The organism is Mesorhizobium sp. M2D.F.Ca.ET.226.01.1.1 (assembly GCF_004022705.2).
GTDB lineage: Bacteria > Pseudomonadota > Alphaproteobacteria > Rhizobiales > Rhizobiaceae > Mesorhizobium.
Window position 1 is genome coordinate 12,914 of sequence record NZ_RZOY02000011.1, and the last position, 21,171, is coordinate 34,084.

The window sequence follows — 21,171 nt, forward strand, 5'->3', positions numbered from 1 at the left end:
GGTAAGGTTCAATAGCATCGACGCGAAAAAGTTATATCGCTTGGCCGCCCGGTGACTTCGCCGTTGGAAAGCTCACGGTCACGCCCAGACCGGGGTTGCGGTCTTCAAGCGCGATGGCCGCGCCATGTAAGTCGGCCACCGCCTTGACGAGGCTCAGGCCCAGGCCGCTGCCCGGGGTCGTTCGACTCGCATCCAGCCGGTAGAGCCGCCGGAACACTTTTTCGCGTTCCTCGGCCGGAACGCCTGGACCATTGTCGCGGACATGGATGAGCACGTGGCTGCCTTCCCGGGTCACCGAAAGCTCGATTGCCGTGCCCGGCGGGCAATGCCGGAGCGCGTTCTCGACCAGATTGGCCAGCATCTGCATCAGCAGGTCCCGGTCGCCGTGAATATAGCATTTCGTATCCGGAACGATCTTGGTGGACAGCGCCTTTCCATCGTCTTCGGCAACGTCGGCATAGACCTCGCCGATGGTTTCCACCACGGGGCCGACATCGAGGTCGACGAAGCGCGCCTTGCGGGCGCCGGCCTCGATCTGGGCAATGCGCAGCAACGCATCGAAGGTGCTGTTGATCTGCTGGCTTTCGGCGCGGGCGTCGGTCAGTTCGGTGAGGACATCCTCGCCGGACGCCGTCTTGTCGGCGGCCTGCTCCAGGATCATCTGCAGCCGGTTGAGTGGCGTCTTGAGGTCATGAGCGATGTTGGCGCTCACTTCGCGCATCCCGTCGACCAAGGCCGACAGGCGCTCCAGCGCGGCATTGACCTGGGCGGACACGGCATCGATGTCGTCGCCATTGCCGGTCAGCGGGATGCGGGCGTCGAGCCGCCCATGCGAGACGTCGACCATGGTGCTGGCGATACCGTCGAGGCGGCGCTGCACGCGCGAGGCAAGCACGGCGCCGCCGGCGACGGCAAGGCCGGTGATGAAGAGCGTGGCCCAGCCGAAGCTCATCAATACGATGGTTTCGAGCTCCTCGGTTTCCGAGAGCGAGAAGGCGACCGTCAGGTGGTTGCCGCCGACCGCGCCCGAATAAGCGCGATACTCGGTGTCGGGCGGCACGCCCGGTAGGTTGGCGGCGAACATGGAAAAGCCGTCCGGAAGGCTGGACGCAGTGAAATCCCCGGCGAGGCGGTTGCCGTTCCGATCGGTGAGGGAGAAGATCTGGTCCTTGTCCTGGCTGAACTGGGCATGGTCCCTGACGGTGGTAATGAGATCCTCCTCGTCGCTCTCGGCATAGGTCGCGGCGATGAGCGAATAGGTCTCCTTGATCGACTGATCGAGCTGCCTGGCGAGCGAGGCGCTCATCAATTGATAGACGATCGCGCCCGACAGGATGAAAGCCAGCAGAAACAGGAAGGCGAAGGTCAGCGCCAGCCGGAACGGCGTGCTGCGCAGCAGGCTGGGGCGCGTCTCGCTCATGCGATCGCGAAGGCGGTCGATCGCCCGGCAATTGCGGATGCGGGCTCAGGCCGGAACATGCAGGCTGTAGCCGGTGTTGCGCACGGTGTGAATCAGCGGAACGTCGAAGGGCCTGTCGACCTTGGCCCTTAGCCGGCTGATATGCGTCTCGACGACGCTGGTCTTGGGGTCGAAATGAAAATCCCAGACGCGCTCCAGCAGCATGGTGCGGGTGATGACGCGGCCTTCGCCGCGCATCAGCACTTCCAGCAGGCTGAACTCACGCGGTTGCAGGTCAATCAGCTGGCCCTGCCTGGTCACGCGGCGCTGGATCAGGTCCATTTCGAGGTCGGCGACGCGCAAAGCCGTCTTCTGCTCCTGCGCCGCCGGCCGGCGGCCGAGCGCATGGATGCGGGCAAGCAACTCGGAAAAGGCGAAGGGCTTGACCAGATAGTCGTCGCCGCCAGCCTCAAGGCCCTCGACGCGGTCGTCGACGCCGCCGATCGAGGTCAGGAAGATGGCAGGCGTGTGGATGCCCGCGGCGCGCACCGCCTTGATCATCGACAGGCCGTCAAGGCCGGGAACCATGCGGTCGGCGACGATCACGTCATAGGCGTCGCGGGTCGCGGCGAAGAGGCCGTCGTGACCGTCGCGCAAGAGATCGCAGACATGGCCGGCCTCGGTCAGCCCGCGCACGATATAGTCGGCGGTCCTTGGATCATCTTCAACAAGCAGAAGTCGCATTGCCCCGTGCCGTCCTTGCCGCCGCAGCCGCATGGTAGCGCCGGCTGCGGCTTCTTCTTGGCTGGTTGCCTATCTCTTTGTTTTTACGAATTTCCGGACGGAAAACCGCTACACATTTTTGCGAGAGGCGCTCTAAATCAAGAGATAAGGCACGAAGCCGAAACTGCCTCACACTTTTTGCCATCATATCCTAGTCGAGGAGGGCCTGTTCGTCTTCCTCGATCATGTTCCTCAGCGTCATATAGAGAACGATGACCAGGATGGAGCCGAGGAAGGTCAGGCTGGTGACGGTGGTGCCGAAGCCCATGCCGCCATATTCGACCGGCTGCGAAAGCAGGTCGCCGAAGGAGGCGCCGAACGGCCGGGTCAGGATATAGGCGAGCCAGAAGGCGAGGATGCCGTTCAGGCCGAGGAAGAACCAGGCAAGCGTTATCGCCGCGATGATGCCGCCAAAGATGAGGCCGGTGGTGAGATAACCCATGTCGAAGCGCTCGGCGACCAGGTCGCCGGCGGCGGTGCCAAGCGAGAAGGTGAAGAGGATCGCCAGCCAGTAGAAGATCTCGCGCCTGGTGGTGAAGATGGTGTGGATCGACAGGGTCCTTTCGCTGGCGTACCAAGCCACGAAGGTCACCGCCAGCACGGCCGAGAAGACGATCGTCGTCGTCTCCAGCCGCACGCCGAAATTGTCGACGAGGTTGTCGGTGACCAGGGTGCCGACGATGCTGATCAGCACGACGGCCAGCCAGTAGGCCCAGGGCACGTAGCGCTTCTGCGCGAATTGCAGGACAAGCGCGACAATGAGGATGCCGCTCATGATCAAGGATGTGACGGTGAGGCCGAGGCCGAGATTGACGGCGAGATAGTCGGCCGCCGTTTCGCCCATGGTCACCGCCATGATCTTGATCAGCCAGAAATCGAGTGTGACTTCCGGAACCCGGTTGATTGCGGGCACGGCTCGTTTGATGACGGACGAGGTCATGGCGATATCCTGTCGTTGGTGGGGATTACTTGCCGAGAACCTTCATGGCCTGGGCAAAGAAATCATCGGCGCGCTTGTCGTCGTCGGCGTTGCAGCGCTCGATGCCCTTCGTCTCCAGTTCGGAAACCTTGTTCTTGTCGGCGTCGCTGGGCTTCGCCGTGGCTTCAGCGGCGCGCAGGTCCTTCAACACGGTCTCGCAAGGGGTCGGGGCGGCAACGGCTGAAGCCAACGGAGCGGCGATCGCGGTAGCGGCAAAGGCGCAAGCAAGGGCAAATTTGTTCATGACTTTATCCTGATGATCCTGAAGTTGGGGCCGGAATTCGGCGCCTGTTCGAGTTGCCTCAAAATTCCGCGAGGCGATCGTGAAGCTAGGCGGGCGAACTCACCGCAGCCTGTCCGCATGCTTACAAATTCGTAAGGTCGGTCGAAAAAATCCGCCGGGTCTCGTCATCGCGCCTTGGAAGGGCTAGAGAAGCCTGGCGTCCTTGTCGGGCGCCGGAGCGGTAACAAAGAATGGCTTTCACATCCCTCAAGGCGGCGCCGAAAGCGTTCGACCAGCACAAGCGCCTGATCGTCGTGCAGGTGGCTGCAGTGCTTGCCGTCATCCTGCTTCTGTTCAGCAAGCCGGCGCTGGCCGAAGGATCGAACGGGCACGAAGCCTTGGAGACGATCGGATTCGTGATGGTGTTGACCTGCTTCCTCGGCCGGCTGTGGAGCATCCTCTTCGTCGGCGGCAGGAAGAATGACCAGCTGGTCGTTTCCGGCCCCTTCTCGATGACCCAGAACCCGCTTTACTTCTTCTCGACCGTCGGCGCGGCCGGCATCGGGCTGATGTTCGGCTCGGTACTGGCGGCGGCCTTACTCGGCGCGGCAAGCTTCCTCGTCTTCCGCTTCACGGCGCGCAAGGAGGCGGAGTTTCTTGCCGGCAAGTTCGGCGCCGTCTATGCAGCCTATGCCGACCGCACGCCGCGCTTCTGGCCGAACCCGCTGCTTTACCGCGACGAGGACCAGTGGATGTTTTCGACGGGCGCGCTGCGCAGAACGTTCCGCGACGGGCTCTATTTCCTGGCGCTGTTTCCGGTGATCGAGGCGGTCGAATATTTCCGCCTCGGCGGCCACCTGCCGACGCTTTTCACCGTTTATTAGAGCCGCGCGCGGCGCGGCGCGCGCTGTCCAGAAGAATCGCCAGGCAGCCGACGAGAAGCAGGAAGCCGCCAAGCAGCGGCGGCAGCGCAATCAGCTTCACTGCCGCCGTGACCAGCGCAATCAGGACCAGCGCCAGCAGCGCCAGATTGCCGTCGTCGACGAACATGCCGACGAGTTCCTTGAGGACGACGCGGATCATATTCATCGAGCGACTCCTTCAGGCGGGTGCCGGGTAGGCGCCGCGCAGCCAGCGCACGATGGCGAAGGACGCGGCGGCGAAGATGGCGAAGATGGCGAGCAGGGCGAGGTCCTCGCCCGGCCATTCGGCCCCGAGGCCCTCGCCGGTCCAGAACACGCCGAAGCTGGTCAGCATCAGCCCGACGATGAATTTCAGTGCATTCTCCGGCACGCGCGCCAAGGGACGATGCACGGCGAGGCCGATCAGCGCCACCAGAATGAAAGCCGCAAGCGCGCCGAGGCTGGCATAGAGCGTCTGCCCATGCGCGGCGCCGACGGCAATGACGATGAACACCACTTCGACGCCCTCGAGCAGCACGGCCTTGAACGACGCGACGGCCGCCAGATAGTCGGCGCGGCGGTCGTCGGCCTGGCGCTGCAAGGTGGCGGTCTCCTTGGCGAAGGCCTTTTCCTCGTCACGCAAGGCAATGATGCCGGCGCTGCGCAGGATCGCTTTCCTCAGCCAGCGCATGCCGAACAGAATCAGCAGCACGCCGACCAAGAATTGCAGGACGGTGATGGGAACGAGCGTCAGCAGCGGTCCGAAAACGAACACCAGCGCCGCCAGCAGCGCGAGCGCCAGGGCGGCGCCGCTCAACGCCGGGCGCCAACCGCGGGTCACGCCGACGGCAAGCACGATGGTGAAGGCTTCGACAACCTCGACGAAGGACGCCAGGAAAGAGGCCGTCACGGTGGAAAATATGGGTGTCAGGCCATGCATGCAGGCATCATCCAATGCTCGGGAATCATCGGCTGGCGGGAACAATACAGCGCTCCGGCGGCGGCGAGAATGCCGGAGATGAGCCTATCTGGCTTCCGCATACGGCGACGGCAGGACCAAGCATTTCGAAGAACTCATTGACGGTCTGTATCCATTCGGTGGCCGTTGTATCGCGGCACCTCTCTGGCTATTTGCTGCAGCAACACAAGAATTTGCGCGGTTCAGCGAACCGCTACAAGCTGGATCGGAGCACATGAAGAAGATCGGTTTTCTGTCGTTCGGGCATTGGTCGCCCTCGCCGCAATCGGGCACGCGCTCGGGCGCCGATGCGCTCCTGCAGTCGATCGACCTTGCGGTCGCGGCCGAGGAGCTCGGCGCCGACGGCGCCTATTTCCGCGTCCACCATTTCGCCCGGCAGCTCGCCTCGCCGTTTCCGCTGCTGGCCGCCGCGGGCGCGAAGACGAAGCGTATCGAACTTGGCACCGCCGTCATCGACATGCGCTACGAGAACCCGCTCTATATGGCCGAGGATGCGGGCGCCGCGGACCTGATTGCCGGCGGACGTTTGCAGTTGGGAATCAGCCGCGGCTCGCCCGAGCAGGTGATCGATGGCTGGCGCTATTTCGGCTATGTGCCGGAAGAGGGCAAGACCGACGCCGACATGGCGCGCCGGCACTCGGAGATTTTTCTCGACCTGCTACGCGGCGAAGGCTTTGCCCAGCCCAATCCCCGGCCGATGTTCCCCAACCCGCCAGGCCTGCTGCGGCTTGAACCCTTCTCGGCTGGCCTGCGCGAGCGCATTTGGTGGGGCGCGGCCACCGACGCCACCGCCGTTTGGGCAGCCAAGCTCGGTATGAACCTGCAGAGCTCGACGCTGAAATTCGACGAGAGCGGCGAGCCGCTGCATGTTCAACAGGCCAAGCAGATCAAGGCCTATCGCGCCGCCTGGAAGGAAGCCGGCCATGCGAGGGAGCCGCGCGTCTCGGTCAGCCGCAGCATCTTTGCGCTGGTCAACGACATGGACCGCGCCTATTTCGGCGGCGGCGAGGGCGAGGACCATTTCGGCTATATCGAGCCGGAGAAGCGCGCCGTGTTCGGCCGCACCTATGCCGCCGAGCCGGACAAGCTGGTGGAGCAGCTCAAGGAGGATGAGGCGATCGCCGAGGCCGACACGCTGCTGCTCACCGTGCCCAATCAGTTGGGTGTCGACTACAACGCCCATGTCATCCAGTCGATCCTGAAGCATGTCGCGCCGGCGCTGGGCTGGCGGTGAGGGTGCGCATCAGGGAAGGCGCCGCGCGCCTTCCCTAAGAACTCACCTTCAACCCGACCACCCCGAGAATCGTCACCGCGGCGAAGGTGAGCCGCACGGCATCGGTGCTTTCGCCGAAGAGCACAATGCCGGCGGCCAGGGAGCCGACGGCGCCGATGCCGGTCCAAACCGCATAGGCGGTGCCGAGCGGCAGCACGGTCAGGGCCTTCGTCAAAAGCGCGATGAAGACGACCAGAAGCACCAGCGAGACGGCGGCCCAGAGCGGCTCGGTGAACCCGGCCGATTTCTTGGTGGCCAGCGCCCAGGCGACGTCGGTGATGCCGGAGATGACGAGCAGCAGCCATGCAACGAACTGGCTCATGACAAGCGCTCCGCGAAGCTTGCGGCAAGGCGCTGCAGCTCGGCTTCGGTTCGCCTGACCCCGGCTTCCATGGCTTCCGGCTGGCCGATGGTCGGCGAGACGTGGACGATATCGACGTTCTTCAGGCCGATGAAGGCAAGCGCGGTGCTGAGATAAGGCGTCGCCAGATCCGGCCGTCCGTAGCTCGGGCCCTCGGTGAAGTCGCCGGAGGTCGCCATCAGCACGGCGGTCGGCCGCGCGCGCAGCAGCGGCGAATAGCCGGTCGCCGGGTTGAAGGAAAAGCTCAGGCCGGGCTGCGTCACCAGGTCGAACAAGTGTTTCAGCCGGTAAGGGACGCCGAGATTCCACATCGGCGTCGAGATCAGGATCGCGTCGGCGGCGTCCAGCCGCGCCACATAATGGCTGATCAACTTCCAGGCGCGGCTCTGCGCGTCGGTCAGCGGCGTGCCGGAGAGCTTGGCGTATTTGGCATCGATCGCCGCGCCATCGAAGGTCGGCAGGATCGCGGTCCAAATGTTGAAGTGGTCGACGTCGATCTTTGGTCGCTGTGCTTTCAGCTGCGCGAGGAAATTGTTGGCGGCCTTGCTCGACCAGGAGCGGTCGGCGCGGGGCGAGGCTTCGATGTGCAGGATGCGGCTCATGTCTGTCTCCGGTCAGGCTGGTCTGCCTGTCATGCGCGATATATGTTCGCGGTGATGCGAGCGCATTGAGCAATTCTGCTATCCTCATTCGCATGGATGCGAAGATGATCGACTATGACGATGTGCGGCTGGTGGCGGCGATTGCGGCGGCGGGCGGGGTGCGCGGTGCGCAGGCAAGGCTGGGCACCCACATCGCGACGATCTACCGGCAGCTCCGCGAGCTGGAAAGGCGCACCGGCGGCGCGCTGTTCGAGCGCCTCGGCGACAATCTCGTGCCTACCGGCAGGGCCGAGCCGTTCCTGGACGCGGCGGAGGAATTGCGCGACCGCCTCGCCGAAGTGGAGCGGCGCGTGGCGGCGCAGGACGATCGCCTGGTCGGGCCGCTCAATGTGACGACCGCCGACACGCTGCTCGATATCGCCTGCGCCTGCCTGAAAGCTTTCGGCGACGCGCATCCAGGCATCGCGCTGTCGCTGGAGGTGAACAACAGTTTTGCCGATCTCGGCCGGCGCGAGGCCGATGTCGCCATCCGCCCGACGCGGACGCCGCCCGAAACGCTTGTCGGCAGGCGCGTGGCGCGTTTCTCCTACGCCGTCTTTACCAGCGATCCGTCGCCCGCGGAGGGTTGGATCGGCTTGGACGCGGCCTTGGCCGCCTTGCCCGCGGCGCAGTGGCTGAAGGGGAATGTCGCGGAGGGCCTGATCAAACTGAGGGTCAACAGCCTCACAGCGGCGGCCGCGGCCGCCGAGTCCGGCTGGGGCAAGGCGCTGCTGCCAGACTATATCGGCGCGGCTCGACGGCTGTTTCGCATGGGCGAAACCATCGAGGAACTCGGTTCGGAACTATGGGTGCTTTCCCATCCGGACCTGAAGGGCAATCCGCGCGTGCGGGCGTTCAGCGACTTTTCGGCGAAGTGGTTGCGGGCGCGGCTCAGCCCCAACGGCCAGCCTGCGGGGCAGCCGGGCAGCTGAAACATTCCGGCCGGCGCCGCGCTCCGGCGGCCTTACCGTCGATATTGACATCTGGTAAAATGACAATCTAGTGTGCCGCGTAATCGGTTACGTAACCGATTACGGCTCATTAAAAGTGGAGGAAAGCATGAGCAAGGTTTCAACTACCCTCGGGCTCGATCTGGGCTCGTTCTCGCGTCGTCAGTTCCTCAAGACCAGCGCGCTGGCCGCCGGCGCGCTTGCTTTGCCGCTCGGCCCGGTTCTGGCCGCCGACAAGCCGAAGGTCGGCCTGGTGATGAAGTCGCTCGCCAACGAGTTCTTCAAGCAGATGCAGGCCGGCGCGGAGGCCTATGCGGCCAAGAACAAGGACAAGTTCGATTTCGCCGCCGTCGGCATGAAGGACGAGCGCGATTTCGCCGCCCAGGTGGACGCCATCGAGAACTTCATCACCCAGAAATACAACATCATCGTCGTGGCGCCGGCCGACTCGAAGGCCATGGTGACGCCGATCGCCAAGGCGCTGAAGGCCGGCATCAAGGTCATCAACATCGACGTCGCGCTGGACGAGAAAGCCAAGAAGAAGGCCGGTGTCGATCTCGCCTTCTTCGGCCCGGACAACCGCGCCGGCGCCAAGCTCGCCGGCGACGCGCTCGGCAAGGCGCTGGGCAAGGGCGGCAAGGTGGTCATCCTCGAGGGCAATCCGGAGGCCGACAACGCCAAGCAGCGCAAGCTCGGCTTTGACGATTCTGTGAAGGAGTACAAGCTGAAGCTGCTCGACTCCAAGACGGCGCATTGGGAGACCGAGGAAGCCAACACGCTGATGACCAACTTCCTGACCCAGCACCCGGATATCCAGGGCGTGATGGCGGCCAATGATTCGATGGCGCTCGGCGTCGTCAAGGCGATCGACGCGGCCGGCAAGTCGGGCAAGATCAAGGTGGTCGGCTTCGACAACATCCCGGCCGTCGGCCCGCTGATGAAGGAGGGCAAGATGCTCGCCACCGTCGAGCAGTATGGGGCGCAGATGGCGGCCATGGGCATCGACTACGGCCTGCGCGAACTCGCCGGAGAGAAGTTCTCAGGCTGGGTCAAGACCGACGTCAAGCTGATCACCGCTTGAGGCGAGCAAGGGTCCGGCACTCCCTCCGGCGCCATCCATTCGCTTGCCTCACCGTCGTCGCCGGTAAACTGCCGGCGGCGACGGCGGCGCGCTCATGTTCGTTCGCGGCGGAAGAGCGCCATTCAAGGTTGCTGCATGGATGATGTGATTCTTTCCCTTGAAGGGGTCGGAAAGACCTTTCCCGGCGTCGTCGCGTTGAGCGACGTCTCGCTGTCGATCGCGCGCGGCGAAACCCATATCGTGCTCGGCGAGAACGGCGCCGGCAAGTCGACGCTGATCAAGCTGCTCGCCGGCATCTACCAGCCGGACTCAGGCACGATCGCCTTCAACGGTCAGCCCTATCAGCCGAAGACGCCGCATGATGCGCATCAGAGCGGCATCCGCATCGTACACCAGGAACTCAACCTTCTGCCCTATCTCAGCATCGCCGAAAACCTGATGCTGGAAAACCTGCCGCGACGCGCCTTCGGTATCGTCGACCGCAAGGCGCTGAACAGCCGCGCCGTGGCGTTGCTGAAGGAAGTCGGCCTCGATGTCGACCCGAGGACGCGGGTCGAGGCGCTCGGCGTTGCGCAGATGCAGCTGGTCGAGATCGCCAAGGCGCTGAGCTACGACTCGAAGCTTCTCGTGCTCGACGAGCCGACGGCGACGCTGACGCCGCCGGAGATCGAGCGGCTGTTTTCCATCATCAAGCGGCTCAAGGCCCGGGGCGTCACCATCATCTACATCTCACACCGGCTGCACGAGGTGTTCGAGATCGGCGAGCGCGTGACCGTGCTGCGCAACGGCAGGCTGGTCGCGACCCGCGATCTCAAGGGCCTAGCCGTGCCTGACCTGGTGCGCATGATGATCGGCCGCGACATCGCCGACGAGTACAGCTTCGACGACACGATCGTGCCGGGCAAGGTCGCGCTCAGCGTCGCCAATCTGAAGCGCAATGCCGCGACGCCCGCCATTTCCTTCGACGTCCGTCATGGCGAGATCCTTGGCGTCGCCGGCCTGGTCGGCAGCGGCCGAACGGAGGCTATGCGGGCGCTGTTCGGCGCCGACGCAAAACTCGACGGCGTGATCGAGATCGACGGCAAGCCGGTGGCGATCACTGCCCCCAAGGACGCGGTGCGGCACGGCTTGAGCCTGCTCACCGAGGACCGCAAGGGCCAGGGCCTGCTGCTCGACCTTGCCGTCGACAAGAACATCACCATAACCGATCTCAGCAAAGTCTCGCGCAACGGGCTGCTCAACCGCCGGGCGGAGGCCGCGGCAGCGAACGACCTCGTCGGCCAGCTGCGCGTCAAGGCAAGCTCGATCGAGCAGGCGGTGCGCAACCTTTCCGGCGGCAACCAGCAGAAGGTGGTGCTGGCCAAGTGGCTGTTCCGCGGCACCTCGACGCTGATCCTCGACGAGCCGACGCGCGGCGTCGACATCGGCGCGCGGCGCGAGATCTACCAGCTGCTGTGGATGCTGGCGGCGCAGCAGAAGGGTATCATCATGGTGTCGTCCGACCTGCCCGAGCTGATGGGCATGTGCCACCGCATCATCGTCTTTTCCAAGAACAGGATCGTCGGCGAGGTGCCGCGCGCCGAATTCGATCAGGAGCGCATCCTGTCGCTCGCCTATCAGGAGTATGTGCGACCATGACCGAGACGTCCGAACCGCTGGTGTCGGCGCCCGTTTCCCCCGGCCGGGCGAAATTCCTGCGCTTCCTGATCCGCGACGCCGGCGTGCTCCTGGCGCTGGTGCTGATCACTTTGTTCTTCTCGGCCACGGCGCCCTACTTCGCCACTCCCGACAATGCGTTGAAGATCTTCGTGCAGATCGCCATCAACACGGTGCTGGCGGCCGGCATGACCTTCGTCATCCTGACCGGCGGCATCGATCTTTCGGTCGGCTCGGTGCTGGCGCTCTGCACCGTCGTCGGCGCCACCGTGATGATCAACGAGGACCTGTCGCCGGCCTCGGCAATCACGCTGGCGCTGCTCGCCTGCATGGCGACGGGCGCGGTGTGCGGCTTCCTCAACGGCTGGATCTCGACGCGCTGGAAGATCCCCTCCTTCATCGTCACGCTCGGCATGCTCAACATGGCGGCGGGTGCTGCCCGCGTCGTCAGCGACAATTCGACCATCACCGGCCTGCCGCAGAGTTTCGTCGATTTCGGCAATCTGATCATCGGCGGCTTCCTGCCGTCGATCTTCCTGGTCGCGGTGCTGGTGATCGCGGCCGGCTGGTTCGTGCTGCGCTTCACCGTCTTCGGCCGCATGATCTTCGCCGTCGGCACCAATGACGAGGCGGTGCGGCTGTCGGGTCACAATCCGGATTTCTACAAGGTCGCGGCCTTCACCATCAGCGGGCTCACCGCCGGCATCGCGGCCATGGTCTATCTCTTGCGCCTCAACATCGGCAGCCCGATCGCCGGCGTCGGCTACGAGCTCAACGCCATTGCCGCCGTCATTATCGGCGGCACCAGCCTGAGCGGCGGCAAGGGCTCGATCATCGGCACGCTGGTCGGCGCCTGCATCCTGCAGGTGCTCAGCACCGGATTGCAGCTGCTCGGCGTCGGCGACAATTTCAAACCCATCGTAATCGGCCTTGTCATCGTGCTCGCGGTCATCCTAGACGCGTATCGGGAGAGGCTGTTGCGGAAGATCCGCTAGGGGTCGGGGAACCAGGGCCATGACGACGATTGCCGATGTCGCGCGCTATGCGGGGGTGTCCGTCGCAACGGTCTCGCATGTGATGAACCACACGCGCCATGTCGAACCGGAAACGGCCGAGCGTGTGCGCGCCGCGATCGCCGCGCTGCGCTACAGCCCGAACTCTGTGGCGCGGAGTCTGCGGCGCGGCGAGACCAAGACCATCGGCCTTTTGCTCCCCGACAACTCCAACCCGTTCTTCGCCAGCGTCGCGCGGCAGATCGAGGATGCCGGCTTCGTTTCCGGCTACACGGTGATCCTGTGCAACTCCGACGGCAATGCCGAGAAGGAGGAGCGCTATCTCTCGGTGCTGATGGCCAAGCAGATCGACGGGTTGATCTTCGCCGGCTCGTCCGACCATGCGCGGGTCTTTGCCCGCCTCCTGCCCAGCGTGCCGGCGGTGCTGCTCGATCGCGAGATCCAGTCGGTCAATGTCGATTCGGTGCTGGTCGACCATGATCATGGCGGCTATCTCGCCGGCAAATATCTGGTCGGGCTCAGGCATCGGAGGATCGGCGTCATCGGCGGCCCGCGCGATTCCAGCTCCAGCCCGGCCCGCCTGCGTGGCTTCGTGCGTGCGCTTGGCGAGGCAGGCCTCGATCTGCCGCCGTCCGCGATCGTCGATTCCGACTATCATTTCGCAGGCGGCCGGCTGGCGATGGAACAATTGAGGGCGCAGGCGCCGGACATCACTGCCGTGTTCGCCTGCAACGACCTGATGGCTATGGGCGCGATTACCGCGCTGCGCTCGCGCGGCTTGCGGGTGCCCGACGACATGTCGATGGTCGGCTTCGACGACATTCCTTATGCCGTCACCACCTGGCCGCCGCTGACGACGATCGCGCAGCCGGTGGAGAAGATCGGCACCACCGCCGTGAGCCTGCTGCTCGAGCGCCTGGGCGAACCGGAAGCGCCTTCGCGCCGCGAGGTGCTGGCGCCGGTGCTGGTCGAAAGGGAAAGCTGCGCGGCGCGGGGGTAGTGCGTAATCTCCCCCCTTGAGGGGGAGATGTCGCCGAAGGCGACAGAGGGGGTCGCTGCGCGTGAAGCGCCAACCTCCATCTGTAGAAGCAAGCCGAGCCCAGTCGGCCCCCCTCTGGCCTGCCGGCCATCTCCCCCTCGAGGGGGGAGATTACGCTTATGCCGCCGGCTGCATGGCGGCCCGCAGCAGCATGCCGAATAGGTCGCGCGGCTCGTCCGGATCGGCGAGCAGGTCGAGCTCCTCATAGAGACCGGTGGCCTGGAGCTGGTCGCGGACATAGCGCAGCGCGGAGAAATCTTCCGTGGCGAAACCGACGGAATCGAACAGCGTGATCTGCTCCGGCGCCTTGCGACCCTCGGCCTGGCCGGTCATCACCTGCCACAGCTCGGTCACCGGATGGTCGGCGTCGAGCTGCTGGATCTCGCCTTCGATGCGCGTCTGCGGCGGGAACTCGACGAAAATGTCGGAGCGCAGCAGGATGTCGCGGTGCAGCTCGGTCTTGCCGGGGCAGTCGCCGCCCACCGCGTTGATATGGACGCCCGAACCGACCATGTTGTCGGTGAGGATGGTGGCGTACTGCTTGTCAGCGGTCACCGTGGTGATGATGTCGACGCCTTCGACGGCATCCTGGCCGGTCGAGCAGATGGTGATGTCAAAACCCTTGGCCGCCAGGTTGCGGGCGCATTTCTCCGAGGCCGAACGGTCGATGTCGTAGAGCCGCAGCCGGTCGATGCCAAGCAGCGCCTTGAAGGCGATGGCCTGGAATTCGGACTGGGCGCCATTGCCGATGATGGCCATGGCGCGCGAACCCTTCGGCGCCAGATATTTTGCCGCCACGGCGGACGTGGCGGCGGTGCGCAGCGCTGTCAGGATGGTCATTTCGGTCAGCAACATCGGATAGCCGGAGCCGACATCGGCCAGCACGCCGAAAGCGGTGACGGTCTGGCGGCCCTCGCGCATGTTCTTCGGATGGCCGTTGACATATTTGAAGCCGTACATCTTGCCGTCGCTGGTCGGCATCAGCTCGATGACGCCGTCATGGCTGTGCGAGGCGATGCGCGGCGTCTTGTCGAACAATTCCCAACGGCGGAAATCCTCCTCGATATAGGCGGCGAGCTCGGTGAGGAAGCGCTCGACGCCGATGGCGAGCACCAGCTTCATCATGCGGTCGACGCTGACGAAGGGAACGATGGCGAGGCGCGAAGGCTGGGTCATGCTCAGAGGCTTCCGGAATGGCTGCGGGTCGGGCGGTCCATGATGCGGCGGCCCATCAGGCTGGCGGTGAGGTCGACCATCAGGGTCGCGGTGCGGCCGCGCTCGTCGAGGAACGGGTTGAGCTCGACCAGGTCCAGGCTGGAAACCAGGCAGCTGTCGGACAGCATCTCCATCACCAGATGCGCCTCGCGGAACGTGGCGCCGCCGGGAACGGTGGTGCCGACGGCCGGCGCGATCGACGGGTCGAGGAAGTCGACGTCGAGACTGACATGCAAGAGCCCGTCCTCCTTCTCGACGCGGGCCAGGAAAGCGCGCAGCAGCGGCGCGATGCCGTGCTCGTCGATGGCGCGCATGTCATGCACGGTGACGCCGGCTTCAGCGAGCGCGCGGCGCTCGGCCGGGTCGACACTGCGCAGGCCGATGGCGCAGATATGGGCCGGGTCGACCGCCTGCGGCAGGTCGGGGAAATAGCCCTTGAAGCCGGCCTGGCCGCTGGCATAGGCGAGCGGCACGCCGTGCAGATTGCCGCTGGTGGTGGTGTCGAGCGTGTGGAAATCGGGGTGCGCGTCGAGCCACAGCACGAAGAGCGGCCGGCCGCGTTTGGCGGCGCGGCGCGCCACGCCGGACACCGTGCCGGCGGAGATCGAATGGTCGCCGCCAAGGAAGATCGGCATGGCGTCCCTGGAAGCGGCGTAGGCGGTTTCGGCGATCGCCGCCGTCCAGGCCGAGATCTCGGGCAGCGCCTTCAGCGCGAGGTTGCCGTGGACCACCGGGCGCGCCGCGGCCTTCTCGACCGCGCCCCAGTCCTCGACCTCATGGCCGAGCTCTGAAAGCACCGAGACCAGCCCTGCCGTGCGCAGCGCGCTCGGCCCCATCTCGCATCCCATCCTGCCCGCGCCGTCCTGCACCGGCGCGCCGACGATCCTGCAGCGCATGATTCTTTCAGCCCTCGTGATTGATGGCGGGATTGGATCATCGGCGGCTGGCGGTTTGAACAGGCAAAATTGGCATTTCGAGAAGATCGATCTATCATATTGGGCAGGTGATTTGACCGGAATGGAAAGAGATGGACGCTCTCGACGAGAAGCTGGTGACGCTGCTGAGGCATGATGCGCGGCGCAGCGTCTCCGACCTCGCCATCGATCTCGGCGTGTCGCGCGCCACGGTCCGGTCGCGCATGGAGCGGCTGGAAAAGTCCGGCGAGATCATCGGCTATACCGTGGTGCTGCGCGCCGACGCGGTCGACCAGAAGATACGCGGCGTGATGACGATCGAGATCGAGGGCCATGCCGCCGACCGCGTTGTCAAGGCGCTTGGCGGCCTGGCTGAGGTCTCGACCATCCACACCACCAACGGCCGCTGGGATCTGGTGGTCGAGCTCGGCACCGCCACGCTCACCGATTTCGACGCGGTGCTGCGCCGGATAAGGCTGATTCCGGGCATAACGGGCAGCGAGACCAGCCTGCTGCTGGCGACGCCGCGGACAACCAGGGCGCGTTTGGCGTAGCGTGCCCATCAGCCAGGGTTCGGCCGGCAACTGCGCGTTATCACAGCTTCGTGACAGCCGGGACGATCGGTGGTGCGGAAAAGCGTTAGTGACATGGATGTCCAACGCGCCGGGTGCTCCAAAGACCCGAGCACCCTCCTGAAAAAGCAGTGTTTTAGGAGAACACGATGAAACATCTCCTCACGCCACTGATCGCCGGCCTGTTCATAGTCTCGACCGGCACGGCCTTAGCCACCAACGTCCACACGGTAACCAACAGCAAAGGTCAGCCGAGCCAGACCATCGGGAGCCCCGAGACAGGGGATGTCACGCCGGGCCATGCCGCCTCCGCGCCAGGTTCCGCCTTCAACCCGGATGGCAACGCCGGAACACACTACGCCGGCACCCAGCCGCAGAATTCGAAGAATCCGAAGAGCGTGTCACAGTATGACGTGGCTGGGTTCCAGCAGTTCCACAATCACTAAGCGACCGGATCGCGCATAGCGGAAAGTGAAGGCTCCGCAAGGAACGCAGCCCTGTATGACGATGCCGGCGCTGTCTCCATCTTGGCATTGCGAGAACGCGACAGCGCCGGTGTGTGAAGCCCGGGAGGCTGGATCACACCGGCAGCCGCTTTGCGAGAGCACTTGGGTCGTCAGCCGTTCGGATAGTAGCCGCCGTCGGCGCCGTCGCCCACATAGGTTCCCTGGCCGGTGGCATCCTGAAGCCGCTGGTCCAGCTCATTGATCTGTCTCATCATGGACCGGCCGGAAGACCCGATGCGCTGGATGCTGTCCGCTTGCCGCATCAGGGCGCTGGCCTGGTCCTGGGAGATCTTGCCGGTCTCCCGGGCCTCACGGATGCCCTGCTTTACGCCCAGTAACTGATCCATGGCCGCCCTCGCGTCCGGATCCGCTGGCACCGAGGCCGTGGTCATGGTGTCGACCTGTGCCCTGTGGTGACGGTGCACCGCATAGGCGCTCGAAAGCGGCATAGCCGCGAGGATCGATGTGGCCGCGATGATCTTTGGTATGAAAGAGCGCATGATGACATTCCCTATGATGGGGGATGCGGTAGAAACCGCTTCCCCGAGACGGGCCGTCTGGTCGCGTCGTGTCGTGATGTCAGTCACTCATCGCCGGCGGTTCTCGGCCCGGCATGGGATATAGCGGCCACCCCGGCGTTGAAATGGAGGTGGAACGCAAACGTTATCCGATGTGATCGAGCGCTGAACCGTGGCTGCGCGTCGACCTGAGGCCGTACGCTTTAACCTTTTGATTTTACGTGTGTCTTTGCCCTGAAAATGGGTTCCCGCTTTCGGGAGCGTGAAGCCGAGACCCCTCCTGTGCGGCCTTGATAAGGCCGATCGCCTCGCGTGAGGAGAGCCAGGAAAGCCCGCAGGCTGCATTCCTGGATACAAAAAGGGCCGGATCGATCCGGCCCTTTTCATGACGCTCGCTGCAGCGGGCGCGGCGATCCGGCTCGCCGGGCCGGCTTTCAGGCGACGCTGGCGAATGGGACCGACGAATGGCCGGCGCGCCTGATGATTCCAGCATTGGCCAGGCCGGCAAGCTGCTCGGCCTCGCTTCGCGCCAGCCCGATCAGCAGCCGGTCTTCCAGCTCCGCCGGGAGGTCAAAAACCAAGTCGCAGACAAGCCAGTCGTCACACGGATCCTGCATCGCCGCGAATCTCGGTGGCGCGCCCTCGGTCAGCACACCGAAATCTCCGATGAGGGCTGATCGTCCAGGGACCGCCGGCTGCAGCTCCGAGAGAAATTCATTTGCCCGGCTGGCAAGCCGCTCGGCCTCCTCGCGCGTCAACCCAAGCAGCAAAATATCCGGTATCCGCGCCGGGTAGTCCGACAGCAGATCATACACCATCCATTGGCCGCACGGATCCTGTAAGGCGGTAAACCTCATGGCCGTCTTTGTTCTGGCTATGCCCCAACGTACCGATTTCACGAGAATCATCTCGCGAGACTGCCCGGCTGAATTGTCTCCAGCACTTTCGTCAAAACATATAGTTGTGGGCCGCCCGGCAAAAGAGGCTCTGCAGTCCGTTGGCGATACGACTCAAGTCCGAGGAGGCGCTGACACTCCGTCGCAGGCGAACGCTACGTGAAAGTCATCGGCCAGCCGTGTGCTTGACGGTGGCGGGACATAAATGCCGGAACGCGGATTGAGGCCACTCCGGGGCGTTCACGCATAGCCCAGCGCAAGGCCCGAACGCGAAAAAGCCGCGGCGAACCGCGGCTTTTCGTTTGCTTGATCCCCGGAGGGAAACTGGAGCGGGTGAGGCGATTCGAACGCCCGACCCCAACCTTGGCAAGGTTGTGCTCTACCCCTGAGCTACACCCGCTCGAGCGGCCTTGGCCGCAAGCCGGGCCTATATGGCCGAAGAGCGCGGCGATTGCAACAGGGAAATGACGGTCTTTTTTCCACGGCCTGCAAGCCCCTCAAGGCAGGGCCGCAATTCAGCGATTCGGTCAACCGCCGGGCTGCCCGAGCCGGCATGGCCTTGCCGGAACAGCACTGTTCGCCGTAAACGGCATGACGCTTCCCGACGATGCGAGGACCGAATGCCGAAGACCGAAGCCGAGCTCAACGCCTTTCTTGCCGATCTGGACATTTCCGTCTCGACGGTCAGGCACCCACCGCTGTTCACGGTCGCCGATTCGCAGGCGCTGCGCGGCGAGATCCATGGCGGCCACACCAAGAACCTGTTCCTCAAGGACAAGAAGGACAATTATTTCCTGGTCACCGTCGGCGAGGAGGCCGTGGTCGACCTGAAGCAGATCCACCACTTGATCGGTGCCGCCGGCCGGGTGTCGTTCGGCAAGCCGGAGATGCTGATGGAGCTGCTCGGCGTCATCCCAGGCGCGGTCACCGTCTTCGGCCTGATCAACGACACGCAAGGCAAGGTCAAGGCGGTGCTCGACCAGGAGTTGATGAGCCACGACGTCATCAACGGCCATCCGCTGACCAACGAGGCGACGACCTCGATCGCCGCCGCCGATCTGATCAGATTCGTCGAGGCAACCGGCCACGATCCTGTTATCTTGAAGGTCTCATAATCTTGAAAGTCAGGGCTTGATCGCCACATGGAAGGCGGTTCCGAAATCCGACAATGACGCGCCGGGCGCCGACGCCTTGGAGCGCGACCGAAAGGGCGACACGATGAGTGACAACAATCCGTATAGCGGCGCGTTCGGCGGCAATGGCGGCCAATACGCCCAGACGGTGCAATATGGCGGCGGCGACCGTGCCAAGCTTTCGCCGGGTGAGGCGCCGGCGGCTGCCGACCTGATCAAGGACACCACGACAGCCACCTTCGCCGCCGACGTCATCCAGGAATCGCGCCATCAGCCGGTGCTGGTCGACTTCTGGGCGCCGTGGTGCGGGCCGTGCAAGCAGCTGACACCGCAGCTCGAAAAGGCGGTGCGGGCGGCAGGCGGCAAGGTCAAGCTGGTCAAGATGAACATCGACGATCACCCCTCGATCGCCGGCCAGCTCGGCATCCAGTCCATACCCGCGGTCATCGCCTTCAAGGACGGCCAGCCGGTCGACGGCTTCATGGGCGCTATCCCCGAAAGCCAGATCACGCAGTTCATCCAGAAGGTCGGCGGCAAGGGCGGCGGCGCGCCGCAGATCGCCGATGCGCTTGCCGCGGCGGCCGAGGCGCGCACGGCCGGCGACGTCCAGACCGCGGCCGATATCTATGACGCGATCCTCGAGCAGGCGCCGGAAACGATCGAGGCTGTCGCGGGCCTCGGCGAGATCCTGTTCGATGCCGGGGACGCGGAAGGCGCTGAAGCGGTGCTTGCCCGTGCGCCCGAGAACAAGAAGGACGCGCCGGCGCTGGCCGCGCTGCGCGCCAAGATGGCGCTTGCGGCGGAGGCGGCGGCGCTTGGCAATCCGGCCGAATTGGAGCGCCGGCTTGCGGCCAATCCCGCCGACCATCAAGCGCGCTTCGACCTGGCGATGATCCAGAACGCGCACGGCGAGCGCAATGCCGCGGCCGACAATCTGCTGGCGATCGTCAAGGCCGACCGGACCTGGAACGACGATGGCGCCAGGGCACAGCTGTTGAAGCTGTTCGAGGCCTGGGGCATGACCGACGAGGCGACGCTCGCGGCGCGGCGCAAGCTGTCGTCGCTGCTGTTCTCGTAGAGCCGTTTCGGTGTTTCACAGAAGCGCCGGACCGCTCTAAGTTTTGTTTTGCGCAATTCCGGACGGAAGGCCACGGCGAAGTCGCCGAACCTGACCGCTAAGCACTTTCCTGGAATTGCTCTGAAGTTTTTGCCGGCTATCGTGGCCGGCAGGCTTGAGCCGCGAGGCATCAGCGCCAGATAAAGGCAGTCTGACGGGTCGCTGTCATTCGAGACGAGTTTGCCGGGCTGAGAGGAGATTGCGGATCGATGGGCTTGCCGGCGTTGCTTTGGGAGGGATGCGGTGCGCGTCGGTAACGCACTCTACCGGCGTGCCAAGGATCTGCCGCCGGCGATCCCGGTGTTCCCGCTCGCCGGCGCGTTGCTTTTGCCTGGCGGCCGGATGCCGCTCAACATCTTCGAGCCGCGCTACCTGCAGATGATCGACCAAGCGATGGCCGGCTCGCGGCTGATCGGGATGATCCAGCCCAGCCTCGACGGCGCGTTGCGCGACGATGGCGAGCCGGAACTGTGCAATGTCGGCTGCGCCGGCCGCATCATCTCGCTCGCCGAGACGGGCGACGGACGCTACCTGATCTCGCTGCAGGGGGTCTGCCGGTTCCGCATCGGGCAGGAACTGACGGCAAAGACGCCTTTCCGGCAGTGCAAGATCGCGCCGTTTCTGGCCGACCTCGAGGAAGATCCGGCCGCCACCGAAGTCGACCGGCCGGCGCTGCTCAAGGCGTTTCGCGCCTATCTGCAGGCCAACGACCTCGAGGCGGACTGGGAAAGCGTCAGCCGCGCGGAAAACGGCATGCTGGTCAATGCGCTGTCGATGATGGCGCCCTACGGGCCGGCCGAGAAGCAGGCGCTGCTGGAAGCGCCGGACCTGAAGACGCGCGCCGAGACGCTGATCGCCATCACCGAAATGACGCTGGCGCGCGAGGATGACGAATTTGGGTCAAGTCTGCAGTAAGTGTGCTGATATTCAGGTGAGGCCGGCCTGCAAATGGCGGCTTCCTGCGCTTCCGGTGCTCACGTACTTCAACTCGGCCTGACCTGAATCTCAACCCACTTAGGGC

24 protein-coding genes and 1 tRNA gene are annotated in these 21,171 nt (G+C 64.6%); 12 read left to right on the forward strand and 13 right to left on the reverse strand.

Features of this window, described 5'->3' with window-relative positions; translation table 11 throughout:
* Positions 1-31 precede the first annotated feature (31 nt).
* The 4 genes from EN869_RS24005 to EN869_RS24020 form a co-directional block, all read right to left on the reverse strand.
* Positions 32-1,420 (reverse strand): HAMP domain-containing sensor histidine kinase, encoded by a 1,389-nt coding sequence (locus tag EN869_RS24005; RefSeq protein ID WP_127229172.1) that lies wholly within the window; start codon positions 1,418-1,420, stop codon positions 32-34.
* Between the two features lie 45 nt (positions 1,421-1,465).
* Complete coding sequence (locus EN869_RS24010) at positions 1,466-2,143, reverse strand: winged helix-turn-helix domain-containing protein (RefSeq protein WP_127229171.1); 678 nt, start codon at positions 2,141-2,143, stop codon at positions 1,466-1,468.
* A 190-nt stretch (positions 2,144-2,333) separates the two neighbouring features.
* On the reverse strand, positions 2,334-3,122 hold the full coding sequence (locus EN869_RS24015; protein WP_127229170.1) for a hypothetical protein: 789 nt from the start codon (positions 3,120-3,122) through the stop codon (positions 2,334-2,336).
* Positions 3,123-3,147: 25 nt separating this feature from the next.
* Entirely contained in the window at positions 3,148-3,405 is a 258-nt protein-coding gene (locus EN869_RS24020) for a hypothetical protein (RefSeq protein WP_127229169.1), read from the reverse strand.
* A 230-nt stretch (positions 3,406-3,635) separates the two neighbouring features.
* On the opposite strand from EN869_RS24020, the gene EN869_RS24025 reads away from it, so the two are divergent.
* Positions 3,636-4,268, forward strand: a complete 633-nt coding sequence (locus tag EN869_RS24025; protein ID WP_127229168.1) for an isoprenylcysteine carboxylmethyltransferase family protein — start codon at positions 3,636-3,638, stop codon at positions 4,266-4,268.
* On the opposite strand, the gene EN869_RS24030 is transcribed toward EN869_RS24025, so the two are convergent.
* Together EN869_RS24030 and EN869_RS24035 are read right to left on the reverse strand one after the other, a co-directional pair.
* Complete coding sequence (locus EN869_RS24030; protein WP_127229167.1) at positions 4,255-4,473, reverse strand: hypothetical protein; 219 nt, start codon at positions 4,471-4,473, stop codon at positions 4,255-4,257. The genes EN869_RS24025 and EN869_RS24030 overlap by 14 nt on opposite strands.
* A 12-nt stretch (positions 4,474-4,485) precedes the next feature.
* Positions 4,486-5,226 (reverse strand): COG4280 domain-containing protein, encoded by a 741-nt coding sequence (locus tag EN869_RS24035; protein WP_127229166.1) that lies wholly within the window; start codon positions 5,224-5,226, stop codon positions 4,486-4,488.
* Positions 5,227-5,479: 253 nt separating this feature from the next.
* On the opposite strand from EN869_RS24035, the gene EN869_RS24040 reads away from it, so the two are divergent.
* Entirely contained in the window at positions 5,480-6,499 is a 1,020-nt protein-coding gene (locus EN869_RS24040) for an LLM class flavin-dependent oxidoreductase (protein WP_127229165.1), read from the forward strand.
* Positions 6,500-6,533: 34 nt separating this feature from the next.
* Here the strand turns inward: EN869_RS24040 and EN869_RS24045 are convergent, their stop codons facing one another.
* Together EN869_RS24045 and EN869_RS24050 are read right to left on the reverse strand one after the other, a co-directional pair.
* Complete coding sequence (locus EN869_RS24045) at positions 6,534-6,860, reverse strand: multidrug efflux SMR transporter (RefSeq protein ID WP_127229164.1); 327 nt, start codon at positions 6,858-6,860, stop codon at positions 6,534-6,536.
* Positions 6,857-7,501 carry an NAD(P)H-dependent oxidoreductase gene (locus EN869_RS24050; RefSeq protein ID WP_127229163.1) on the reverse strand — a complete coding sequence of 215 codons (645 nt, stop codon included), beginning with the start codon at positions 7,499-7,501 and terminating at the stop codon, positions 6,857-6,859. Before EN869_RS24050 ends, EN869_RS24045 begins: the two co-directional genes overlap by 4 nt.
* A 104-nt stretch (positions 7,502-7,605) precedes the next feature.
* Here EN869_RS24050 and EN869_RS24055 point away from each other — a divergent pair, with 104 nt between their 5' ends.
* The 5 genes from EN869_RS24055 (at position 7,606) to EN869_RS24075 (ending at position 13,240) form a co-directional block, all read left to right on the forward strand.
* The gene (locus EN869_RS24055; RefSeq protein ID WP_167507070.1) at positions 7,606-8,472 is read left to right on the forward strand and encodes a LysR family transcriptional regulator; all 867 of its coding nucleotides are present in this window, start codon (positions 7,606-7,608) and stop codon (positions 8,470-8,472) included.
* A 127-nt stretch (positions 8,473-8,599) separates the two neighbouring features.
* On the forward strand, positions 8,600-9,571 hold the full coding sequence (locus EN869_RS24060; RefSeq protein ID WP_127229161.1) for a sugar ABC transporter substrate-binding protein: 972 nt from the start codon (positions 8,600-8,602) through the stop codon (positions 9,569-9,571).
* A gap of 135 nt (positions 9,572-9,706) precedes the next feature.
* The gene (locus EN869_RS24065; RefSeq protein ID WP_127229160.1) at positions 9,707-11,209 is read left to right on the forward strand and encodes a sugar ABC transporter ATP-binding protein; all 1,503 of its coding nucleotides are present in this window, start codon (positions 9,707-9,709) and stop codon (positions 11,207-11,209) included.
* Complete coding sequence (locus EN869_RS24070; RefSeq protein WP_127229159.1) at positions 11,206-12,222, forward strand: ABC transporter permease; 1,017 nt, start codon at positions 11,206-11,208, stop codon at positions 12,220-12,222. Before EN869_RS24065 ends, EN869_RS24070 begins: the two co-directional genes overlap by 4 nt.
* 19 nt (positions 12,223-12,241) lie before the next feature.
* Positions 12,242-13,240 carry a substrate-binding domain-containing protein gene (locus EN869_RS24075; protein WP_127229158.1) on the forward strand — a complete coding sequence of 333 codons (999 nt, stop codon included), beginning with the start codon at positions 12,242-12,244 and terminating at the stop codon, positions 13,238-13,240.
* A 156-nt stretch (positions 13,241-13,396) separates the two neighbouring features.
* Here EN869_RS24075 and EN869_RS24080 read toward each other — a convergent pair whose 3' ends face one another.
* Positions 13,397-14,455 (reverse strand): ornithine cyclodeaminase, encoded by a 1,059-nt coding sequence (locus tag EN869_RS24080; RefSeq protein ID WP_127229157.1) that lies wholly within the window; start codon positions 14,453-14,455, stop codon positions 13,397-13,399.
* Between the two features lie 2 nt (positions 14,456-14,457).
* Positions 14,458-15,390, reverse strand: coding sequence for an arginase (rocF, locus tag EN869_RS24085; protein ID WP_127229156.1), 933 nt, complete (start codon positions 15,388-15,390; stop codon positions 14,458-14,460).
* A 131-nt stretch (positions 15,391-15,521) separates the two neighbouring features.
* Here rocF and EN869_RS24090 point away from each other — a divergent pair, with 131 nt between their 5' ends.
* Entirely contained in the window at positions 15,522-15,962 is a 441-nt protein-coding gene (locus EN869_RS24090; RefSeq protein WP_095769871.1) for an Lrp/AsnC family transcriptional regulator, read from the forward strand.
* Between the two features lie 167 nt (positions 15,963-16,129).
* Complete coding sequence (locus EN869_RS24095) at positions 16,130-16,426, forward strand: adenylate cyclase (protein WP_127229155.1); 297 nt, start codon at positions 16,130-16,132, stop codon at positions 16,424-16,426.
* Between the two features lie 170 nt (positions 16,427-16,596).
* Here EN869_RS24095 and EN869_RS24100 read toward each other — a convergent pair whose 3' ends face one another.
* The 3 genes from EN869_RS24100 to EN869_RS24110 form a co-directional block, all read right to left on the reverse strand.
* Positions 16,597-16,986 (reverse strand): hypothetical protein, encoded by a 390-nt coding sequence (locus EN869_RS24100; RefSeq protein WP_127229154.1) that lies wholly within the window; start codon positions 16,984-16,986, stop codon positions 16,597-16,599.
* Between the two features lie 452 nt (positions 16,987-17,438).
* Positions 17,439-17,912 carry a hypothetical protein gene (locus tag EN869_RS24105; RefSeq protein ID WP_127229153.1) on the reverse strand — a complete coding sequence of 158 codons (474 nt, stop codon included), beginning with the start codon at positions 17,910-17,912 and terminating at the stop codon, positions 17,439-17,441.
* 313 nt (positions 17,913-18,225) lie between these two features.
* Positions 18,226-18,300, reverse strand: a tRNA-Gly gene (locus tag EN869_RS24110).
* Positions 18,301-18,520: 220 nt separating this feature from the next.
* On the opposite strand from EN869_RS24110, the gene EN869_RS24115 reads away from it, so the two are divergent.
* The 3 genes from EN869_RS24115 (at position 18,521) to EN869_RS24125 (ending at position 21,065) form a co-directional block, all read left to right on the forward strand.
* Positions 18,521-19,015: a prolyl-tRNA synthetase associated domain-containing protein gene (locus tag EN869_RS24115; RefSeq protein ID WP_127229152.1), complete on the forward strand. Its 495-nt coding sequence runs from the start codon at positions 18,521-18,523 to the stop codon at positions 19,013-19,015.
* A gap of 103 nt (positions 19,016-19,118) precedes the next feature.
* Positions 19,119-20,111, forward strand: a complete 993-nt coding sequence (trxA, locus tag EN869_RS24120; protein WP_127229190.1) for a thioredoxin — start codon at positions 19,119-19,121, stop codon at positions 20,109-20,111.
* A gap of 282 nt (positions 20,112-20,393) precedes the next feature.
* A complete protein-coding gene (locus tag EN869_RS24125) occupies positions 20,394-21,065 on the forward strand; it encodes an LON peptidase substrate-binding domain-containing protein (protein ID WP_127229151.1) in 672 nt (223 codons plus the stop codon).
* Positions 21,066-21,171 lie beyond the last annotated feature (106 nt).